This window comes from Streptomyces sp. PL-25 (assembly GCF_058344915.1).
Genome location: NZ_CP136997.1, coordinates 1,988,846 through 2,007,937 on the forward strand (window position 1 = coordinate 1,988,846; position 19,092 = coordinate 2,007,937).

The 19,092-nt window shown below is 74.7% G+C and carries 17 protein-coding genes; 9 read left to right on the plus strand and 8 right to left on the minus strand.

The window, feature by feature from the left end:
• Positions 1-9: 9 nt before the first annotated feature.
• Together R4Z62_RS08840 and R4Z62_RS08845 are read right to left on the minus strand one after the other, a co-directional pair.
• On the minus strand, positions 10-3,399 hold the full coding sequence (locus tag R4Z62_RS08840; RefSeq protein ID WP_491519479.1) for an AfsR/SARP family transcriptional regulator: 3,390 nt from the start codon (positions 3,397-3,399) through the stop codon (positions 10-12).
• A 79-nt stretch (positions 3,400-3,478) separates the two neighbouring features.
• Positions 3,479-4,024, minus strand: coding sequence for a Uma2 family endonuclease (locus R4Z62_RS08845; protein WP_491519480.1), 546 nt, complete (start codon positions 4,022-4,024; stop codon positions 3,479-3,481).
• A gap of 148 nt (positions 4,025-4,172) precedes the next feature.
• Here R4Z62_RS08845 and R4Z62_RS08850 point away from each other — a divergent pair, with 148 nt between their 5' ends.
• Positions 4,173-4,973, plus strand: a complete 801-nt coding sequence (locus R4Z62_RS08850; RefSeq protein WP_491519481.1) for a site-2 protease family protein — start codon at positions 4,173-4,175, stop codon at positions 4,971-4,973.
• On the opposite strand, the gene R4Z62_RS08855 is transcribed toward R4Z62_RS08850, so the two are convergent.
• Together R4Z62_RS08855 and npdG are read right to left on the minus strand one after the other, a co-directional pair.
• Positions 4,963-5,148, minus strand: coding sequence for a hypothetical protein (locus R4Z62_RS08855; RefSeq protein ID WP_018570507.1), 186 nt, complete (start codon positions 5,146-5,148; stop codon positions 4,963-4,965). The two genes, R4Z62_RS08850 and R4Z62_RS08855, sit on opposite strands and share 11 nt — an antisense overlap.
• Positions 5,149-5,246: 98 nt before the next feature.
• Complete coding sequence (npdG, locus tag R4Z62_RS08860; protein WP_491519482.1) at positions 5,247-5,951, minus strand: NADPH-dependent F420 reductase; 705 nt, start codon at positions 5,949-5,951, stop codon at positions 5,247-5,249.
• A gap of 139 nt (positions 5,952-6,090) precedes the next feature.
• On the opposite strand from npdG, the gene R4Z62_RS08865 reads away from it, so the two are divergent.
• Together R4Z62_RS08865 and R4Z62_RS08870 are read left to right on the plus strand one after the other, a co-directional pair.
• Positions 6,091-6,708 (plus strand): hypothetical protein, encoded by a 618-nt coding sequence (locus tag R4Z62_RS08865; protein WP_064532799.1) that lies wholly within the window; start codon positions 6,091-6,093, stop codon positions 6,706-6,708.
• 180 nt (positions 6,709-6,888) lie between these two features.
• Positions 6,889-8,163, plus strand: a complete 1,275-nt coding sequence (locus tag R4Z62_RS08870; protein ID WP_491519483.1) for an MFS transporter — start codon at positions 6,889-6,891, stop codon at positions 8,161-8,163.
• Positions 8,164-8,622: 459 nt separating this feature from the next.
• Here R4Z62_RS08870 and R4Z62_RS08875 read toward each other — a convergent pair whose 3' ends face one another.
• Entirely contained in the window at positions 8,623-8,865 is a 243-nt protein-coding gene (locus tag R4Z62_RS08875) for a hypothetical protein (RefSeq protein WP_064532807.1), read from the minus strand.
• Between the two features lie 58 nt (positions 8,866-8,923).
• On the opposite strand from R4Z62_RS08875, the gene map reads away from it, so the two are divergent.
• Together map and R4Z62_RS08885 are read left to right on the plus strand one after the other, a co-directional pair.
• Positions 8,924-9,781 carry a type I methionyl aminopeptidase gene (gene map, locus R4Z62_RS08880; RefSeq protein WP_389595870.1) on the plus strand — a complete coding sequence of 286 codons (858 nt, stop codon included), beginning with the start codon at positions 8,924-8,926 and terminating at the stop codon, positions 9,779-9,781.
• Positions 9,782-9,950: 169 nt separating this feature from the next.
• A complete protein-coding gene (locus R4Z62_RS08885; protein ID WP_355477463.1) occupies positions 9,951-10,598 on the plus strand; it encodes a biliverdin-producing heme oxygenase in 648 nt (215 codons plus the stop codon).
• Positions 10,599-10,623: 25 nt separating this feature from the next.
• Here the strand turns inward: R4Z62_RS08885 and R4Z62_RS08890 are convergent, their stop codons facing one another.
• The 3 genes from R4Z62_RS08890 to R4Z62_RS08900 all read right to left on the minus strand — a co-directional run bounded on the left by R4Z62_RS08890 (position 10,624) and on the right by R4Z62_RS08900 (position 14,653).
• Positions 10,624-11,268: a PhzF family phenazine biosynthesis protein gene (locus tag R4Z62_RS08890; RefSeq protein ID WP_064532814.1), complete on the minus strand. Its 645-nt coding sequence runs from the start codon at positions 11,266-11,268 to the stop codon at positions 10,624-10,626.
• A gap of 107 nt (positions 11,269-11,375) precedes the next feature.
• On the minus strand, positions 11,376-12,992 hold the full coding sequence (locus R4Z62_RS08895; RefSeq protein ID WP_491519484.1) for an HtaA domain-containing protein: 1,617 nt from the start codon (positions 12,990-12,992) through the stop codon (positions 11,376-11,378).
• A gap of 146 nt (positions 12,993-13,138) precedes the next feature.
• Complete coding sequence (locus R4Z62_RS08900) at positions 13,139-14,653, minus strand: HtaA domain-containing protein (RefSeq protein WP_491519485.1); 1,515 nt, start codon at positions 14,651-14,653, stop codon at positions 13,139-13,141.
• A 115-nt stretch (positions 14,654-14,768) separates the two neighbouring features.
• Here R4Z62_RS08900 and R4Z62_RS08905 point away from each other — a divergent pair, with 115 nt between their 5' ends.
• From R4Z62_RS08905 to efeO, 4 genes are all read left to right on the plus strand, one after another.
• Positions 14,769-15,797, plus strand: coding sequence for a heme/hemin ABC transporter substrate-binding protein (locus R4Z62_RS08905; protein WP_491519486.1), 1,029 nt, complete (start codon positions 14,769-14,771; stop codon positions 15,795-15,797).
• Positions 15,794-16,918 (plus strand): FecCD family ABC transporter permease, encoded by a 1,125-nt coding sequence (locus R4Z62_RS08910; protein ID WP_491519487.1) that lies wholly within the window; start codon positions 15,794-15,796, stop codon positions 16,916-16,918. The genes R4Z62_RS08905 and R4Z62_RS08910 overlap by 4 nt, the downstream gene beginning before the upstream one ends.
• Positions 16,915-17,757, plus strand: a complete 843-nt coding sequence (locus tag R4Z62_RS08915; protein WP_491519488.1) for a heme ABC transporter ATP-binding protein — start codon at positions 16,915-16,917, stop codon at positions 17,755-17,757. The genes R4Z62_RS08910 and R4Z62_RS08915 overlap by 4 nt, the downstream gene beginning before the upstream one ends.
• A gap of 189 nt (positions 17,758-17,946) precedes the next feature.
• Positions 17,947-19,086 (plus strand): iron uptake system protein EfeO, encoded by a 1,140-nt coding sequence (gene efeO / locus R4Z62_RS08920; RefSeq protein WP_355477471.1) that lies wholly within the window; start codon positions 17,947-17,949, stop codon positions 19,084-19,086.
• Positions 19,087-19,092 lie beyond the last annotated feature (6 nt).

A 19,092-nucleotide genomic window follows, 5' to 3' on the forward strand; every position in this document is an offset into this window, starting at 1 on the left:
GCGCGCGCCTCAGAACAGGGCGGCGGCCTCCTCCGGGGAGAGGCCGCCGCCCTCGGCGTACGCGGCCTCGAAGCCGTCCGCGCCCAGCGCGCCCCGGATCCGCTCCACGACCTGGTCCCGGACATGGCGTTCCATGGCGGAGGAGACATGGCGGGCGGGCAGCAGGGCGTCGGCGGCGGCCAGGCAGCGGGCCGCGTCCCGGGCCCGTCCGCCGCCGTCGAGCGCGGGCAGGGCCATCGCGCCGACCATCAGATAGAGGGCGCGCATGTGCGGGGCGATGGCCAGGGACAGCGGGTCACCGGCCCCCCGCATCGCCTGTCCCGCCTTGGCCAGCGCCTCCTCGGGACGGCCGTCGACCGCGTCCAGCCACGCTTCGGCGCCCAGGATGAAGGAGTCGAAGACGATGAAGTGGGAGATGCCGAACTCCTCGCGCAGCAGCCGCAGTTGCTCGCGTGCCTGCGGGATGCGGCCGGTCATGCCGAGGTGGCCGGCCAGGAACAGCCGGGCGGCGGGCATCGCCTCGCTCCCGGCGCCCAGCCTGCCGTCGATCACCTCACGCAGCAGCCGCTCGCCGCGCTCCACGTCCCCCGCCTCGATCAGGGCGCTGCCGAGCCGCGACTGGAGCACCGCCGTCTGGGCACGCGCGCCGAGCCGTTCGGCGTGGCCCACGGCCTCCTCGTAGTCGGCGGCGGCCCGCAGATACCGTCCGGCGCGCTCATGGGACTCGCCGCGCGCGGACAGCGCCTCGGCGGCCCCCCAGGCGTCCCCGAAGCGCCGGTAGATCTCCAGCGACTCGTCGGCGTCGCGGGTGGCGTCGCCGGTCCACTCGACGCGGTTGGCCAGCAGGTTGGCCCGCATCTGGAGGGCGCCGGCCAGTTCGTGCTCGTAGCCGGGGGTGCTGCGGCAGGTGTCCACGGTCGCGTCGATGACGGTGCGCAGCCGCTCCATGTCGCCGCTCAGTATCACCGCGAAGAACCACAGCATGCCGGGGTAGCGGCAGGTCTGGGGCAGTCCGGGTTCGTAGACCTCGGTGACGGCCCGGAGCTTGCGCTTGGCCTCGGGGGTCTCCCACGCCTCCAGTTCGGTGTCCATGCAGGCGAGGTGGAGCAGGTGCAGGCCGCGGCGGGCCTCCGCCAGGACGTCCTCGCTCATCGGCGGCGGGGCGTCCGTGCACCGCCGCCGCACCGGCACCGCGCGGCGCACGGGCTCGGCGAACGGGTCGGGGGTGAACGCCATGATGTCCGCGCACCAGTTGCGGGCCTCGATGCGCACGTCCCGCATCTGCCAGTACGTGCCCAGGGAGTGGATCAGGCACAGCGCCTCGTGCTCGTCGCGTTCGGCGACGGCGTGCCGCAGGGCGGTGCGCAGGTTCTCGTACTCCAGCTCGAAGCGGGCGATGGCGGCGAGCTGGCCGGAGCCGCGCAGCAACGGGTCGGTGGTGCGGGCCAGTTCGCGGTAGTGGACGAGGTGGGCGCGCTCGGCCGCGGCCCGGCCGCCGGTCTGTGCCAGCCGTTCGGCGGCGTACTCGGCGACGGTCTCCAGGAGCCGGTAGCGCATCGCGCCGTCGGCGGCGGGCGCGGCCACCACCAGCGACTTGTCGACCAGGGAGCCGAGGGCGTCGAAGGCGGCGGGCCCGCACACGGCCTCGGCGGCGGCCAGGTCGCAGCCGCCGGCGAAGACGGACAGCCGGCTCAGCACCTCCCGCTCCCCCGCGTCCAGCAGGTCCCAGGACCAGTCGACGACGGCGCGCAGGGTCTGCTGGCGGGGCAGCACGGTGCGGCTGCCGGAGGTGAGCAGCCGGAAGCGGTCGTCGAGCCGGTCGGCGATCTGCCGCGGGGAGAGCATCCGCAGCCGGGCGGCGGCCAGTTCGATGGCGAGCGGCAGCCCGTCCAGGCGGCGGCAGATCTCGGCGCAGGCGGCGGCGGTGTCCGCGTCGGCGTCGGTGCGGAAACCGGGCCGTACGGCGGCGCCGCGCTCGGCGAACAGGCGCAGCGCGACCGGATCGGGCAGCGGCTCCACCGGGCGCAGCAGTTCGCCCGGTACGCCGAGGGGTTCGCGGCTGGTGGCGAGGACGGTGAGGCGGGGGCAGCGGGCGAGGAGTTCCTCGACGAGGTGGGCGGCGGCGTCGACGACATGCTCGCAGTTGTCCAGGAGCAGGAGCATGCGGCGGCGGGCGCAGTGCTCGACGAGCCGTTCGACCGGGTCGTCGTGGCGGTCGGCGACGGCGGCCCGTATCTCCTCGGCGCCGGCGCCGTAGAGCACGGTCTCGCGGGCGCCCACCGCGGTCAGCACCGCCTCGGGCACCGCGTCCGGGTCGTCGACCGGGGCCAGTTCCGCCAGCCACACGCCGTCGCGGGGGGCGGGCCGCAGGGCCTCGGCGGCCTCCTGGGACAGCCGGGTCTTGCCGGCCCCGCCGGGCCCGAGGAGCGTGATGAGCCGGGCGCTTCCCAGGTCGGCGCGGAGCGCGTCGATGTCGCTCTCGCGGCCCACGAAGGAGGTCAGCCGGGCGCGCAGGTTGCTGGGCGGCGCCGCCGGGGCGGCGGCCGGGGGCGCGGGGTCGGCGGGGACGGCGGCCGGGACCCCGGGGGCCGCGGCCGACGGGCGGCCGGGGGCGACGGCGGTGGCGTACGCGTCGGAGCCCGCGCCCCGCCGCCGGTCCTGCCGCGGTCGGTCGCCGCCGAGCAGCCGCCCGTGCAGCGCGCGCAGTTCGGGCCCCGGGTCGGAGCCGAGCCGGTCGGCCAGCAGACGCCGTACGTCCTCGTAGGCGGCGAGCGCCTGGGCGGTGCGGCCGGCCTCGTGCAGGGCGCGCAGCCTGAGCGCCTGGAGGGGTTCGTCCAGGGGGTGGGTGTCGCACAGGGCGGTCAGCTCGGGCAGGGCCCGGTCGGTGTCGCCGAGGGCGAGCGCGGCGGCCAGGCGGGCCCGGCGCACGTCCAGGTGCCGGGTCTCCCAGCGGGCCGCCTCGGCGGTGCGGTCGGGCAGGTCGGCGAGGGCGGGGCCGTGCCACAGGGCGAGGGCGTCGTCGAGGGTGGCGGCGGCCTTGGTCGGGTCGCCGTCGGCGAGTGCGGCCAGGCCCTCGCCCGCCAGGCGCTCGAACCGGTGCAGATCGATGTCGTCGGCCGTGGCGGTGAGCCGGTAGCCGCCCTCGGCGGAGGCCACCGCGTCCGCGCCGAGCGCCCGGCGCAGCCGTCCGACCAGGGCCTGGAGCGCGCCCGTGGCGTCGGCGGGCGGATCGTCCTCCCAGACCTCGTCGACCAGGACGGACACCGGGACCGTACGTCCGGGCCGCAGGGCGAGCACGGTCAGCAGGGCGCGCAGCCGCGCACCGCCGACCGGGACGGCGGTGCCGTCGGGGCGGAATGCCTGGGTGGTGCCGAGGATGCGGTAGCGCACGGGGTCCATTGTCCCCGGGGACGCCCCGGAGCCGCTCGGGGGTTTCCTCGTGGCGGAAAGCGGCGGGAAAGCGGCGGGGACAGGCGTCTCAGATGCGGACGAACTGGGAGGAGTCGAGGGTCAGGGTCTGGTCGGCGACGGGGATGCGGATCTCGTCCCCGAAGGCGCCCGACTCCTCGTGCCGGTAGACGCCGTCCTCGGGCCGGGTCAGCAGGGTCCAGCGGGCGCTGAGCACGTCGACGACGAGGTAGGCGGGGATGCCGCGCAGCGCGTAGTGGTCGGGCTTGGTGCTGTAGTCGCGGTTCCTGCTCTCGGGGGAGACGACTTCGACGACGAAGGGCAGGTGTCCCTCGTCGAACTCGCTCTTGCCGGAGTTCCACTCGCTCTCCGGCAGGGCGGAGACATCCGGCTCGGGCGAGTAGCCCTCACGCCGGGGAACGATCTTGAACTCACCGATCGGCACCCAGCCCGGCGCCCGTGTCTCGATCTGGTTCGCGATGCGGCGCTGGGTCATGAGATGCGCCTGCGTGACAGGTACCACCGTGAGTCCGTTCCGTGTCAGGCGGAGTCGCAGCCGCCTGGGCAGGTGAACTGCCTCAAGCGCATCTGCCACCCACTCCTCGGTAGTGGTCACGACACCTCCCTGGTCGAGTCGATTCCAGCCTACCGACTATCAGGAACCGCAAGCCCACCGCAGCACGTTCCCCCCGTGTCACCGGTACGGTCGACCCCACCCGCCGGTCGTGCCCGGCACCGGACCCGTCCTTTGGAGCGCCCCGCCCATGACCACCGCCACCGCCCGCCGCGACGACCGCCGGATCAGCCCCGTGTTCCTGGGGATCCTGGCCGTCACCGCCGTCACCGGGTGGGCCACCTGGACCGGGTTCGCCGAGCGGCCCGGTGTCGCGGTGTTCCTGTTCGTGACGGCTGCCTGGATCGTCTCGCTGTGCCTGCACGAGTACGCGCACGCCCGCACCGCGCTGCACAGCGGTGACATCACGGTCGGCGCGAAGGGCTATCTGACGCTGAACCCGCTGAAGTACACGCACGCGCTGCTGAGCGTCGTGCTACCGGTGATCTTCGTGATCATGGGCGGGATCGGACTGCCCGGCGGCGCGGTCTTCATCGAGCGGGGCCGGATCCGGGGCCGCTGGCGGCACAGCCTGGTCTCGGCGGCCGGGCCGCTGGCCAACGTGCTGTTCGCGGCGGTGTGCACCGCGCCGTTCTGGCTGGACGCGCTGGACGGGGTGCCGGGCGACTTCCGGTACGCGCTCGCCTTCCTCGCGCTGCTCCAGGTCTCGGCCGCGCTGCTGAACTTCCTGCCGGTCCCTGGCCTGGACGGCTACGGCGTGCTGGAGCCGTGGCTGTCGCAGGGGCTGAAGCGGCAGGTGGAGCCGTTCGCGCCGTTCGGACTGCTGTTCGTCTTCGCGCTGCTGTGGCTGCCCTCGGTCAACAGCGCCTTCTTCGACGCGGTCCACGCGATCCTGGGCCATCTGGGCGTGGACGGCCCCGACCGCTACTGCGGCCAGGAGCTGTACCGCTTCTGGCAGGGGACGAACGAGTACTGCGCGGTCAGCCGGTGACGGAGCCGCCGCGGGCCGCGCGGCCCCGGCGCAGGTAGTACCAGGTCATGTTGGACGACAGTCCGGCCAGCAGGACCCACACGATCCCCAGCCAGCTGCCCTGGACGAAGGAGACGACGGCCGCGGCCACGGTGAGCACGCAGACGATCAGGGCGTAGAGGGCGAGGCGGGGCATGGGGGCGGACTCCTGTCGGGGACACGGGGGCACTGCTCGGGACTGCTTCGCCGACCAGTGTCCCCCACGCGCGTCCCGGACCGGTGCGCGGGCGGTGCTCAGACGTCGGTGAGCCGCAGCCCCGCGTGCGCCTTGTAGCGGCGGTTGACGGAGATCAGGTTGGCGACCAGCGACTCCACCTGGTGGGCGTTGCGCAGCCGCCCGGCGAAGACCCCGCGCATCCCGGGGATCCGGCCGGCCAGCGCCTGCACGATCTCCACGTCGGCGCGCTCCTCGCCGAGGACCATCACATCGGTGTCGATCCGCTCGATCGCGGGGTCCTGGAGCAGGACGGCCGACAGGTGGTGGAAGGCGGCGGTCACCCGCGAGCCGGGCAGCAGGGCGGCGGCCTGCTCGGCGGCGCTGCCCTCCTCGGGGGTGAGCGCGTAGGCGCCCTTCTTGTCGAAGCCGAGGGGGTTGACGCAGTCCACGACGAGCTTGCCGGCCAGTTCCCCGCGCAGGGACTCCAGGGTCTTGCCGTGGCCCTCCCAGGGCACCGCGACGATCACGACGTCGCTGCGGCGGGCGGTCTCGGCGTTGTCGGCGCCCTCGACGCCGTGCCCGATCTCCTCGGCCGCCGCCCGCGCCCGGTCGGCGGCCCGCGAGCCGATGATCACCTTCTGGCCGGACCGGGCGAACCGCTGGGCGAGCCCCTTGCCCTGCGGGCCGGTCCCGCCGAGCACGCCGACGACCAGTCCGGAGACGTCGGGCAGGTCCCAGGGGTCCTTGGCGGGGGCCTTCTGTGCACTGTCGGTAGAGGTCATGGGCCGACTCTACGTCCGCGGCCCCTCCCCCACCCGTCCGGGTGAGCCGGGTCAGCGGTGCCGCCCGGTGTCCCCGGTGCGGGCGAACCGGGTGCGAACTGCGCGTCGGCAGCGGCCGTTTGGGGCAGTATGCGCTCCCATGGACGCCGTACGGGTCGCGCTGCTGCGCGAAGTGCTCGCCGGGACCGAGTGGTTGGACACCACCCGGCGGTTCGCGGGGGCGCTGCGCGGGTCGGTGGTGGCGCACGGGGGCGGGCTGCTGCTGGTGGGCACGCCGGAGCACGAGCCGTGGCATCTGGCCGCGCATCTGGTGGACGAGGCCGCCTGGTCGGGCACGCCGGAGCTGGCGCCCACCCTGGTGCGGCACGGCGCGGGTCCGGCGGATCCGGCGCACCTCGCGGTCGGGCTCGGCCGGCTGGCGGCGGCCCGGCGCGGCGAGACGCTGCTGGTGGTGGCGCCCGAGGTGCCCGGCGGAGGGGGCGAGCCCGCGGAGTTGCTGACGCGGGTGCGCGATGTGCGGCGGGCCGGGGCGACGGTGCTGGCGCTGGGCGCGGGCGGCGGCGAGCTGGCGGCGATGGCGCACGAGACGCTGGCGGTGCCGGACGGCGGCGAACTCGACCTGGACACCGTGCAGCACCTGGTCAGCGCGGCGGCCGGGGAGAACCCGCTGCCGGGGCCGCGCGGGCGCGGGCGGTGGCGGGACCGGCTGTCCCGGCTGGCGGAGGCGCTGACGGCTCCGCCGCCCGCCCGCTGGTAGGAACCGGGGAAACCCATTTGCTCCAGCCGAGCCTGTGCCTGAACATGACCCGACGTGACCGATCACGCCCCGTCTTCTCCGTCTTCTCCTGGTGCTCCGGCTTCTTCTGCTTCTGCGGGTTCCGCGGGTGCTCCGTCCGGCATCCCACCCGTCGCTGAGTCCGCCGAGCCGCCGTCCGGGGTGCGGGCGCTGCTGCCCGATCTCGCCCCGTGGCGCTCCTCCCGCGACTTCCGCAGGCTGTGGGTGTCCGGGCTGATCTCCAACTTCGGGACGTTCCTGACCTTCGTCGCGCTGCCGGTGCAGATGAAGGAGCTGACCGGCTCGGCGGCGGCGGTCGGCGCGATCGGCGCGGTGGAGCTGGTGCCGCTGATCGTGTTCGGGCTGTACGGCGGGGCGCTCGCGGACGCGATGGACAAGCGGCGGCTGATCCTGTGGACCGAGGCCGGCCTCGGGGTGCTCAGCGCCGCGCTGCTGGTGGACGCCCTGCTGCCGCACCCGGCGGTGTGGCCGCTGTACGTGGTGGCGGCGCTGTCCTCCGCGCTGACCGCCGTGCAGCGGCCCGCGCTGGACGCGCTGTGGCCGCGCATCGTGGCCCATGAGCACCTGCCCGCTGCGACCGCGCTGAACTCGCTGCGCTGGACCGTGGGCGGGGTGGCCGGTCCGGCGGTGGCGGGTGTGATCGTGGCGTACGCGGGCCTGGCCCCGGCCTACGCGGCCGACCTCGCGACCTTCGCCCTCTCGGTGGTGCTGGTGGTCCGCATCGCCGGGCAGCCCGCCTCCCACGAGGCCGCGAAGCCGTCGCTGCGGGCCGTCGCGGAGGGCGCCCGCTACGCCTGGAACCGCAAGGAGCTGCTGGGCACCTACGCGGTGGACCTGGCCGCGATGTTCCTGGCGATGCCGCTGGCGGTGCTGCCGTTCCTCGCGGACGAACTGGACGCCCGCTGGTCGCTGGGGCTGATGTACGCCGCCGTGCCGCTCGGGTCGCTGCTGGTGAGCGTGACCAGCGGCTGGACCTCGCGGGTGCACCGGCACGGCCGGATGGTGGTCCTCGCGGCGCTGCTGTGGGGTCTGGCCATCGCCGCGGCCGGGGTGGCCGGGAACGTCTGGCTGGTGCTGCTGTTCCTCGCCGTGGCGGGCGGCTGCGACATGGTCAGCGGGATCTTCCGGGGCGCCATGTGGAACCAGACCATCCCGGACGAGCTGCGCGGCCGGCTGGCCGGGATCGAGCTGCTGTCGTACTCCGTGGGCCCGCAGCTGGGCCAGGTGCGCTCCGGCGGGCTCGCCGCCTGGTGGGGCGTACGGGCCTCCGTGTGGTCCGGCGGCGTCCTGTGCGCGGGCGCGGTCGGCCTGCTCGCCCTCTGCCTGCCCGGCCTGATGGCCTACGACGTCCGCACGAACGAGCACGCGGTACGCCAGCGCGAACTGCGGGCGACGGGCCTGCGCACGGCCGCCTGACCACCGGCCCACCGAACCCCCGCGGTCCCGCGCCCCGGGCGACGGCAGGCCGCTCACACACCACACCGGGAACGCACGGACGCACCCGGGCCGCGGCGAGCGGCGGACGACGATCCCGCGGACGGCCGCGCTGCCGACGCCCACTGGCACCCACCGAAGGCCCGCCGAACGGCCTGGCCCTGGACCCGCCCGCCCCGCAGGCACCGGACCAGTCCTCGTCCTCCGGTCCCGGGCGCCCAGAAGCAATGGGCCGCCCGCACGCCGGGAGCGCATGAGCGCGCGGCAGGCCGCAGGCGGCGGCCCGCCGGACGGCCCCGGACCGGCCCGCCCCGCAGGGCACCGAACGGGCCCTCGCCCCGGGTCCCGGGCGGCGGGGCGGCGGGCCTTCGTGCGCCGGAGTGCGCGGGGGTGGCCGGGGGTGGCCGCCGACGTGGTGAGGGGGGTGCGGGGCCCGTGCGGTCAGGTCTGGCCGGGGCCGGGGGGGCGGTCGCCGGGCGGGGCGTCGTGCCAGCGCGGGTCGGTCTCCCACTGGAGGTTGCGCTCGTGCGCGGTGTCCATCGCGTGCTGGGCCTCCTCGCGGGAGGCGTACGGACCGAACCGGTCCTTGGCGGGGCACTCCGGCCCCTCCTCGACCTTCTGGTGCTCCAGGCAGTAGAACCACTCACCCGGCTTGCCCGCGGTGCGCTTCTTGAACAGGGCCATGACCAGCTCCTCTCGCCACCGACATGTTCCCTCATCGGCGCTGGATAGACTCACCGGCATGTCTGGCCAGTCACTGCTCGTCCCCGGGGAGCTGTCCCCCGCCCGTTCCGTGCCCGGAAACATCCGCCGCCCCGAGTACGTCGGCAGGCCCGCGCCGAAGCCGTACACGGGGCCCGAGGTGCAGACCCCGGAGACCGTCGAGGCGATGCGGGTCGCCGGGCGGATCGCCGCGCGGGCGATGGAGGAGGCCGCCAAGCACATCGCGCCCGGCGTCACCACGGACGAACTCGATCGGGTGGCGCACGCGTACATGTGCGACCACGGCGCCTATCCGTCCACGCTCGGCTACCGCGGTTTCCCCAAGTCGCTGTGCACCTCGGTCAACGAGGTGATCTGCCACGGCATCCCGGACTCGACGGTGCTGCGGGACGGCGACATCGTCAACCTGGACGTGACGGCGTACATCGGCGGGGTGCACGGCGACAACAACGCCACCTATCTCGTCGGCGACGTCGACGAGGAGAGCCGGCTGCTCGTGGAGCGCACCCGCGAGACGCTGAACCGCGCGGTCAAGGCGGTCCGGCCGGGCCGGCAGATCAACGTCATCGGCCGGGTCATCGAGTCGTACGCCAAGCGCTTCGGCTACGGCGTGGTCCGCGACTTCACCGGGCACGGCATCAACACGTCCTTCCACTCCGGGCTGATCGTGCCGCACTACGACAGCCCGCACGCCACCACCGTGATGCGGCCCGGCATGACCTTCACCATCGAGCCGATGCTGACGCTGGGCACCATCGAGTACGACGTGTGGGAGGACGGCTGGACGGTCGTCACCAAGGACCGCAGGCGCACCGCGCAGTTCGAGCACACGCTCGTGGTGACCGAGACCGGAGCGGACATCCTCACGCTGCCGTGACCCGTGCGGCGCCGCCGCCGCGCAGCAGCCTCACGAGGGCCCGCCTTCCCCAGGGGAGGTGGGCCCTCGCGCGTCGCGGTACGGTTTACCGACAGCGCGTCGGAAAGTTTACCGACCGGACGTCGGCAAGGCATTGACTTAGGTTAGCCTTACCTTAGAGGATCCCCTCATGGACTCCTTCTCGACTCTCCTGCGCACCGCCTCCCACGAACAGCACGTGGAGGCGGAGAACTCGACCTTCATGAGCGACCTGCTCGGCGGCCGCCTCGACCTGGAGGCGTACGCGCGCTACACCGAGCAGCTCTGGTTCGTCTACGAGGCCCTGGAGACGGGCGCCGACCGGCTCGCCGCCGATCCGGTGGCCGGGCCCTTCGTGCGGCCCGAGCTGTTCCGGCTGTCCGCGCTGGAGCGCGACCTCGCGCACCTGCGCGGGTCCGGCTGGCGCGCGGGGCTGCGCGCGCTGCCCGCGACCGAGGCGTACGCGGCCCGGGTGCGGGAGTGCCGGGAGCAGTGGCCGGCCGGGTACATCGCCCACCACTACACCCGCTACCTCGGCGACCTGTCCGGCGGCCAGATCATCCGCGACCGCGCGGAGCGCACCTGGGGCTTCGAGCGCAGGGGCGACGGCGTGCGCTTCTACACCTTCGAGGAGGTCGCCAACCCGGCCGCCTTCAAGCGGGAGTACCGCGAACTGCTGGACGGCGTGCGGGCCGACGACCTGGAGAAGCAGCGGATCGTGGCGGAGTGCAAGCGGGCGTTCGCCCTGAACACCGCCGTCTTCCGGGCGCTGGGCGAGGAGTTCCCGCTCACCGCGTGAGCGGGCCCGGCCCCGCCGCCGGGTCTCAGCGCTCCAGGACGACCCGGCCGCCGATCTCCACCCAGCCCTCCGGCTGCGGGGCCGTCAGGATCTGGGAGCCCGCGCCCTGGACGATGTTCAGGGCGCGGCCCAGCCGCGCGGTCAGCAGCAGCGCGGCGGCGCCGGTGGCCTCGTCCTCCTCGATGCCGTCCCCGCGCCCGGGGAAGGCGCGGGCGCGGATGCGCCCGGCCGCCTCGTCCTCCCACGCCCAGGCGTAGATCCACTCGCCGGGCGGCGGCACCGCCAGGTCGTCGACCTCGGCGGCGCTCGCGTAGCGGCGCAGGGTGCGCGGCGGGGCCCACTCCGGGCGGGCCTCGATCCAGGTGAACTCGCCGTCCAGGCGGGTGCCGACCGGGCCCGCCGGGGTGCGCAGCTCGGGGACGTCCAGGAGCCAGGCCGTGCCCACGCAGGGGTGGCCGGCGAAGGGCAGCCGCAGGGTCGGTGTGCGGATGTCGATGACGCCCCGCTCGGGGTCGTCCACGAACACGGTCTCGCTGAAGCCGAGTTTCGCGGCCAGCGCCTGGCGCTCGTCGGAGTCGGGCAGCAGGGATCCGTCGCGGACGACACCGAGTTCGTTGCCGTAGCCGCCGTTCGCCGCGCAGAACACGCGCAGCACGTCGTAGTCGGTCACCGGGGCATTCAAGCACCCGGGCGCCGCAGGGGGCGGGGCCGGTCGCACAGCGGACCGGTCCCGCCCCCCTTCTGCCGGGTCTCCTGTCGGATCTGCCGGGTCTGCTGTCAGAGCTGGGTGGCGTCGCGCCGCCTGCGCAGCGCGAACACCACGCCCGCGCCCGCCGCCACGGCCGCCGCGGCGGCCGAGCCGAGGGCGGCCACCGGCACGCCGGAGCCGGTGGAGGCGAGGCTGCCGCCGCCGATCGTGGAGCCGGTGCCCCCGGTCGTGGAACCGATGCCGCCCGCCGTGCCGCCGGTGCCGGACGCCGGTCCGCCGCCCGTGCCCGCGTCACCGCCGGTGCCCGCGGAGCCCGCGCCGCCGGAGGAGCCCGACGTGCCGTCGCCCGAGGGGAGTTCGGCGCCGTCGGTGAGGGCCACCGACAGGTTCAGCGGGTCGAGCACGGTGCCCTTGGGGTAGAAGCCGCTGAACGCCGTGGCGCCGGCGTCGGTCAGTGTCACGCCCACCCCGCTGAGGGAGATGACGTCGCCCTTGGGGGTGAGCCCGCCCGCGGGGGCCTTCAGGTCGGCCAGGACGACGCCCTTGGAGAGCTTGCCGAGGCTGGTGACATCGGCGGTGAGCCTGCCGGACGTGCCGGAGAAGGACGCCTTGACACCGCTGAGGGTGAGGTCGAGACCGTAACCGCCGTCCTTGCCCTCGCCCTTGTGGCCCTTGAAGTTCACCGCGCCCTTGAACGCGGCGGACAGGGTGCCGGCCTGGGTGTCGTAGCTGCCGGTGGCGTCGGTGAAGGTGAACGCGCCGTTGCCGGACGCCTGGGACGCCCCGCCGGACGCCGTGATGGTGCCCTTGGCCAGCGAGCCCGTCACATAGGACCGGAAGGACGCCTTCACACCCCAGGTGAGCCGTCCGTCCGCGAGGACGCCCCTGGCCGGGACCGGGGCGGAGGAGCCCGTCGCGGTGGCGGACGGGGACGGGGAGGTGCCCGTGCCGCCGGTGGCCGGGGCCGAGGGGGACGGGGAGGTCCCGGTGCTCTGCGTCGGGGACGAGGAGGCGGACGCCGGGGGCGAGGACGGGGAGGACGGCTCCGTGGAGGGGCCGGTGGACGGGCTCGGCGACGCCGGGACCTCCTTCTTCACCACCGAGAGCGGGTCGCCCGCCGCGCCCGCGTAGGTGTCGCTGCCGAGGAAGGTGCCTGCCTGGGTGGTGAGCTTGGTGGCCAGGCCGGTCATGTCCGCGCTGGTGGGCGCGGCGACCTCGGCGAACGGCACGTCCTGCCGGGTGGTGCCGTCGTCGGCGGTCAGGTCGGCGGTGAGCACGCCGGTGCCGCTGTCGTACTGGAAGTCGCTGAGCACCCGCTTGAAGCGGTGGGCGCTGGACTCGGAGGTCAGCGTGCCCTTGAAGGTGAGGTGCACGGCGTGCGTGGTGCCGTTGTAGGTGCCCTGGCCCCCGGTGAAGGTGAAGGCGCCGTTGCCGGACGCCTGCACGGCGCCGTCGGCGGTGGTGAAGGTGCCCTTGGCGTAGGGGCCGGTGACGTAGGAGCGGTACGAGTCCTTGATGCCCCAGGTGAGTTCGTAACCGCTGAGGGGCCGGTCGGCCGCCGCCGCGCCGGGGGCGCCGGCCAGCGCGGCGGCGCCCACCGAGGCGACGGTGGCGGTGACGGTGGCCACGGCGGCGGCGAGGGCGAGGGGCCGTCTGCGGGAACGGCCTCCGGTGGTGCGGGACATGGTGGTTCTCCTCGTGCGGGGAGCGGCCCGGTGCGGGCCTGCGGGACGGGTGGGTGGACGCGTGCGCGCGGTGTCGCGGCGCTGTGCTGCCGTGTCGCCGCGGTGCTGTGCTGTCGTGTCGCCGCGGCGCTGTGCCGCGGCGGGTGTCAGGAGGTCTTGGTCGCGGGGGCCGGGTCCTCGGCCGTGGCGGCGGCGTCGGCGGCCGGGCGGGCGCGGCGCCTGCCGCGGACGATCAGCGTGCCGAGGGCGGAGACCACGAGGACACCGGCCGCGACCAGGACGAGCGGCAGGACCGGGAAGCCGCCGCCGCCGTCGTGGCCGGAGGCCGCCACGGGCTCGGCCGGGAGACCGGAGCCTTCGGCCGCCTGCGGAGCGGCGGACGCCTGGGCGGAGGCGGTCGGCGCGGTGCCGAGGTCGGGCAGCGCGGGCAGGGCGGCGCCCGCGGTGAGGGCGACGGCCACCGAGACCGGGTCCATCGCGGTGCCCGCCGGGTACATCCCGCCGAAGGCGCGGGCGCCGCGCTCGGTCAGGACGGCGGGCGCCTCGGTGACCCGCGCCAGTCCGTCCCGGGCGGTGAGGCCCTCGGCGGTGAAGGTGACCAGGGGGACGTTCCTGCCCGTCAGGGTGGTGCCGGTCACATCGGCCGAGAGGGTGCCGCGGCCGTCCTCGACGGTGACGCGCGGGCCGGTGAGGCGCAGGTCCAGGCCGTGTGCGCCGGTGAAGCGGACGGTGCCCCGGAAGGCGGCGCGCAGCGTGCCGTCCTCGAAGGTGCCGGCGCCCGAGGGGAAGCGGAAGAGGGCGCCGCCGTCCTGGGCGCCGTCGGACAGCGTCCACCTGCCGCGCGCGATGTCCCCGGTGACGTACTCGCGGAAGGTGCGGCGTACGCCCCAGTCGACGGCGCCGGTCACGATCGCGCCGCCGGAGGCGGCCTTGCGTGCGGGGGCGGTGGCGGACGGGGCGGCCGGCGTGGACGGGGACGGGCTGGACGGGGCCCCGGCGGGGGCGCGGTCCTCGGGGCGTACGTCCGCCGAGAGGCTGACCGGGTCCAGCGGGGTCCCGGCCGTGTAGTACCCGGCGAAGGACTTGGCGCCCTGTGCGGTGAGGGTGGCGGGCAGGTTGTTCAGGGCGACCGAGGTGCCGGCGCCGCGCATGTCGATCCCGGCCAGGGAGAGGGAGGCGAAGGGCACCTGCGAGGACGTCGTGACCGCCCCGGTGCCCTTCGCCTTGCTGACGACGTCCACGTAGAGGGTGCCGGAGGAGCCCGCGACACGCACGGTGGGACGGCTGAGCGTGAGGTCCAACTGGTAGCCGCCGCCCGCCTGCCGGTGGCCGGTGAAGCGCACTCCGCCCGAGAAGGCGGCCCGGAAGGCGCCGGTCGAGCCGTCGTAGGAGCCGGTCGCCGAGTGGAAGCGGAAGGTGCTGGCGCCGACCGTGGCCGCGCCCTGGGTCAGGGAGTAACTCCCCTTCGCTATGGGCCCGGTGACATAGCTCTGGAAGGAGGACTTGATGCCCCAGTCGAGCCGGCCGCCCTGCACGGCGCGGTCCGCCGCCTGGGCGGCGGGGGCCTGGAGCAGGGCGGTCAGCAGGGCCGCGGCGAGCACGGCGAGGGCGGTGCTCGCCGCGCTGAGAACGGTGCGCGGGGAGCGCGCGGGCATGGGCATGGAAATGTCCTCCGGATCCACAGCCGGTAGCGAACAAAGGTAAGGCTAACCTAAGCTCAACGTGCCGGAGATCGGCACTCCCCGAGAGGAACGGACGGACCGCACCGTGCGACGCTTGCGCACACACCTGGCGGGAGCACTGCTGTCGGTGCTCGCGCTCACCCTGACCGCCACCGGCTGCGCCGGCACGGCGGGCGCCTCCGGCACCGGCGGCACCGGCGGCACCGGCGGCGCCACCGGCCCGGCCGGCGCCGTCGACGACCGGGTCGAACCGCTGACCGGTGTCGCCGCGCCCCGGCTGCCCGTCACCGTCGACTCCGCCGACGGACGGAAGGTGACGGTGACCGGGGCCCGGCGGATCGTGCCGCTGTCCGGCAGCCTCAGCGAGATCGTGTTCACGCTGGGGCTCGGCGGGCGGGTCGTGGCCCGCGACATCACCGCCACCTTCGCGCAGGCCCGGAAGCTGCCGGTGGTGACCCGCAATCACGACGTGTCCGCCGAGAGCGTCCTCTCGCTCCACCCCGACCTGGTGGTGGCCGAGGAGACGTCGGGCCCGGCCGAGGCCATGGACCAGATCCGCGCCGCGGGCGTCCCGGTGCTCGTGGTGAAGCCCGCCGCCGGGCTCGCGGACGTGGGGCCGCGCATCCACGCGGTCGCCGCCGCGCTCGGCGTCCCGGACGCGGGCGAGCGCCTGACCCGGCGGGCGCAGGACCGGATCGAGGCGGTGCGCGGGTCGATCCCCGCGCACGCCGACCGGCCGCGCGTCGCGTTCCTCTATCTGCGCGGCTCGGCCGCCGTCTACCTCATCGGCGGCGCGAAGTCGGGCGCGACCTCGCTGATCGAGGCGGCCGGGGGGATCGACGCGGGCGCCGCCTCGGGCCTGGACAAGGACTTCACCGCCATCACCACCGAGGCGCTGGCGAAGGCCGCGCCGGACGCGATCCTCGTCATGAGCAAGGGACTCGCGTCCGTGGGCGGCGTCGACGGCCTGGTGAGGATCCCGGGCGTGGCCCAGACCCCGGCCGGGATGAAGCGGCGCGTCGTGTCCGTGGAGGACGGTGTGCTGCTCAACTACGGCCCGCGCACCGACCAGGTGCTGCGCTCGATCGTCGGCCAGCTCTACGGCGACGGGACGAAGCGATGACCGCCCCCGCCCTCGACGGCACGGCCGAGGAGCACGGGACATCACAACCTCCCGACGGGAAACGGGACTTGACGGAACCCGGTGCCGGGCGGCGGCGGGGCAGGCCCTGGCTCCTGACGGCCGGTCTGCTGGCCGCGCTGCTCGTGCTGGTGCCGGTCGCCGCCGGTCTCGGCGCGTACCCCATCCCGCTCGGCGACGTGCTGTCCTCCGTGCTGCACCGGGCCGGGCTCGGCGGCTCCGGGCTCGACCGGGTGGCCGAGTCGGTGCTGTGGAACGTGCGGTTCCCGCGCATCGTGCTGGCCCTGCTGGTCGGCGCCTCGCTGGGCTGCGCGGGCGCCCTGATGCAGGGCGTGTTCGGCAATCCGCTGGCCGAACCGGGCGTCATCGGCGTCTCCTCGGGCGCCGCGGTCGGCGCGGTGGCCTCGATCGCCCTGGGGATCGGCTTCCTCGGCACCTGGACGGTGCCGGTGTTCGCGTTCGCCGGGGGCCTGGGCACGGCCTCGCTGGTGTACGTGATGGCGCGCTCGGGCGGCCGTACGGAAGTGGTGACGCTGATCCTCACCGGGATCGCGGTGAACGCCTTCGCGGGCGCGCTGATCGGCCTCTTCCTGTTCTTCGCGGACAGCGCCGCGGTCAGCCAGATCACCTTCTGGCAGCTCGGCTCGCTCGCCCAGGCCACCTGGCCCAAGGTGCTGGCCGTACTGCCGTGCGCCGCGCTCGGGCTCGGCCTCGCGCCGCTGTACTCGCGCCGCCTGGACCTGCTGGCGCTCGGCGAACGCCCGGCCCGGCACCTGGGTGTGGACGTGGAGCGGCTGCGGATCGTGCTGGTGCTGGTGATCGCCCTGCTGACCGCCGCGGCGGTCAGCGTCTCCGGGATCATCGGCTTCGTCGGCCTGGTGGTGCCGCATCTGCTGCGGATGGCCGCGGGACCGGGGCACCGGTTCCTGGTGCCGGGCAGCGCCCTGCTGGGCGCGCTGGTCCTGCTCGCCGCCGATCTCGCGGCGCGCACCGTGGCCGCACCCGCCGAACTCCCGCTCGGCGTCCTCACCGCACTGCTCGGCAGCCCGTTCTTCTTCTGGCTGCTGCGCCGCACCCGACGCAGGCAAGGAGGCTGGGCGTGAAGGCTCTGCGGGGACTTGACGTGAAGCGGCTGCGCGGCCGGCCGGAGCCCCCCGGTCCGCCGCACGCCGGGCAGGTGCTCGCCGAGGCGGAGGGGCTGCGGGTGCGCCTGGGCGCCCGGGAGGTGCTGCGCGGGGTGGACGTGCGCGTACGGGCCGGTGAGGTGCTGGCCCTGGTCGGGCCCAACGGGGCGGGCAAGTCGACCCTGTTGGGCGCGCTCGCCGCCGATCTCCCGGCCGCCGCCGGTGTCGTACGGGTGCACGGCCGTCCGGTACGGGAGTGGTCGGCGCCCGAACTCGCGCTGCGCCGGGCCGTGCTGCCCCAGTCGGCGGAGCTGTCCTTCCCGTTCCCGGTGGCGGAGGTGGTGCGCATGGGCCGCGCGCCGCACCCCGCCTCCCCGGCCGAGGACGAGGCGGCCGTGGCCGCGGCGATGGCCGCCACCGAGGTGAGCGCGTTCGCCGGGCGGCCCTTCCCGGCGCTCAGCGGGGGCGAGCGGGCGCGGGTCGCGTTCGCCCGGGTGCTGGCCCAGCACGCCCCGCTGCTGCTGCTCGACGAGCCGACCGCCGCGCTGGACCTGCGCCACCAGGAACTGGTGCTGCGGCTGTGCCGGGAGCGGGCCGCCGCCGGGGACGCGGTGGTCGTGGTCCTGCACGACCTGGGGCTCGCCGCCGCCTACGCGCACCGGGTCGCGGTGCTGGCCGCCGGGCGGGTCGCCGCCGACGGGCCGCCCGGCGAGATCTTCACCGGGGAACTGCTCTCCCGGGTCTACGACCAGCCCGTCGAGGTGCTGCCGCACCCGCGCACGGGCGCGGTCCTGGTGACCCCGAGACGGCACCTTTGACGCACCTGTGGCCGGTTCTTTGCACCGCCTTTGACAGGCCGCGACCGGCCCGTGTCCTTGTCCCGCGCGTGAGAGCTGAATCACGGCACGCGCGGGTAACAAGCAGGGAGGTGTCGGTTAAGTTAGGCAAGCCTCACCAACAACTGTGAGGGCCGTCACGCCCAGTTCCAGTCATCCGGGAGTCCCTGCATGAGAGCCGTCCGACGCTCCGTCGTCACCGCCGCCGCCGCCGCGGTCGCCCTGACCGCCGTGACGGCCTGCACCTCCAAGAGCGACGCCGCGGACGGCGACGCGATCCAGGTGACGGCGGCCGACTCCACGTGCGACACCTCGGCCAAGACCGTACCGGCCGGACAGGTCACCCTCAAGATAGAGAACAAGGGCTCGCGGGCCACCGAGGTGGAGATCCTCTTCCCCGACGACCGGATCGTCTCCGAGAAGGAGAACATCGGCCCCGGCACCAAGTACACGCTGACCGCCGAGGTCAAGGCGGGCTCCTACGAGATCGCCTGCCGGCCGGGCATGAAGGGTCACGGCGTCCGCCAGAAGCTCACCGTCACCGGCAAGGGCGCCGCCGCGCAGCGCAACCCCGAGCTGGACAAGCCGGTCGCCGAGTACCGCCAGTACGCGCAGGACCAGGCCGACGCCACCGTGCCGCTCGCCGAGGTCTTCGCCAAGGCGATCAAGGCCGGCGACCTGGAGGCCGCCAAGAAGGCGTACGCGCCCTCCCGCATCGGCTGGGAGCGCACCGAGCCGGTCGCCGAGTCCTTCGGGGACATCGACCCGAAGACCGACACCCGCGCCGACGGCCTGGAGCAGGGCCAGAAGTGGACCGGCTGGCACCGCCTGGAGAAGGCGCTGTGGCAGGACAAGAAGATCGGCGCCGAGGAGAAGACCCTCGCCGACCAGCTCGTCACCGACCTGAAGGACTGGCAGCAGCGGGTCGGCAAGGCGGAGATCACCCCCACCTCCATGGCCAACGGCGCCAAGGAACTCCTCGACGAGGTCGCCACCGGCAAGGTCACCGGTGAGGAGGACCGCTACTCGCACACCGACCTGGTCGACTTCAAGGCCAACGTCGAGGGCGCGCAGAAGGCGTACGAACTCCTCAAGCCGGTCGCGCGGAAGAACGACGCCGCCCTCACCGGCGAACTCGACAAGCAGTTCGCGGCCCTGGACACCGTCCTGGACAAGTACCGCAAGGACAAGACGTCCTACGACTTCGTCTCCTACGACACGGTCGGCAAGGAGCAGCGCAAGGAGCTGTCGGACGCGGTGAACGCGCTCGCCGAGCCGCTGTCCAAGCTCGCCGCCGCAGTGGTGAAGTAGGGGACG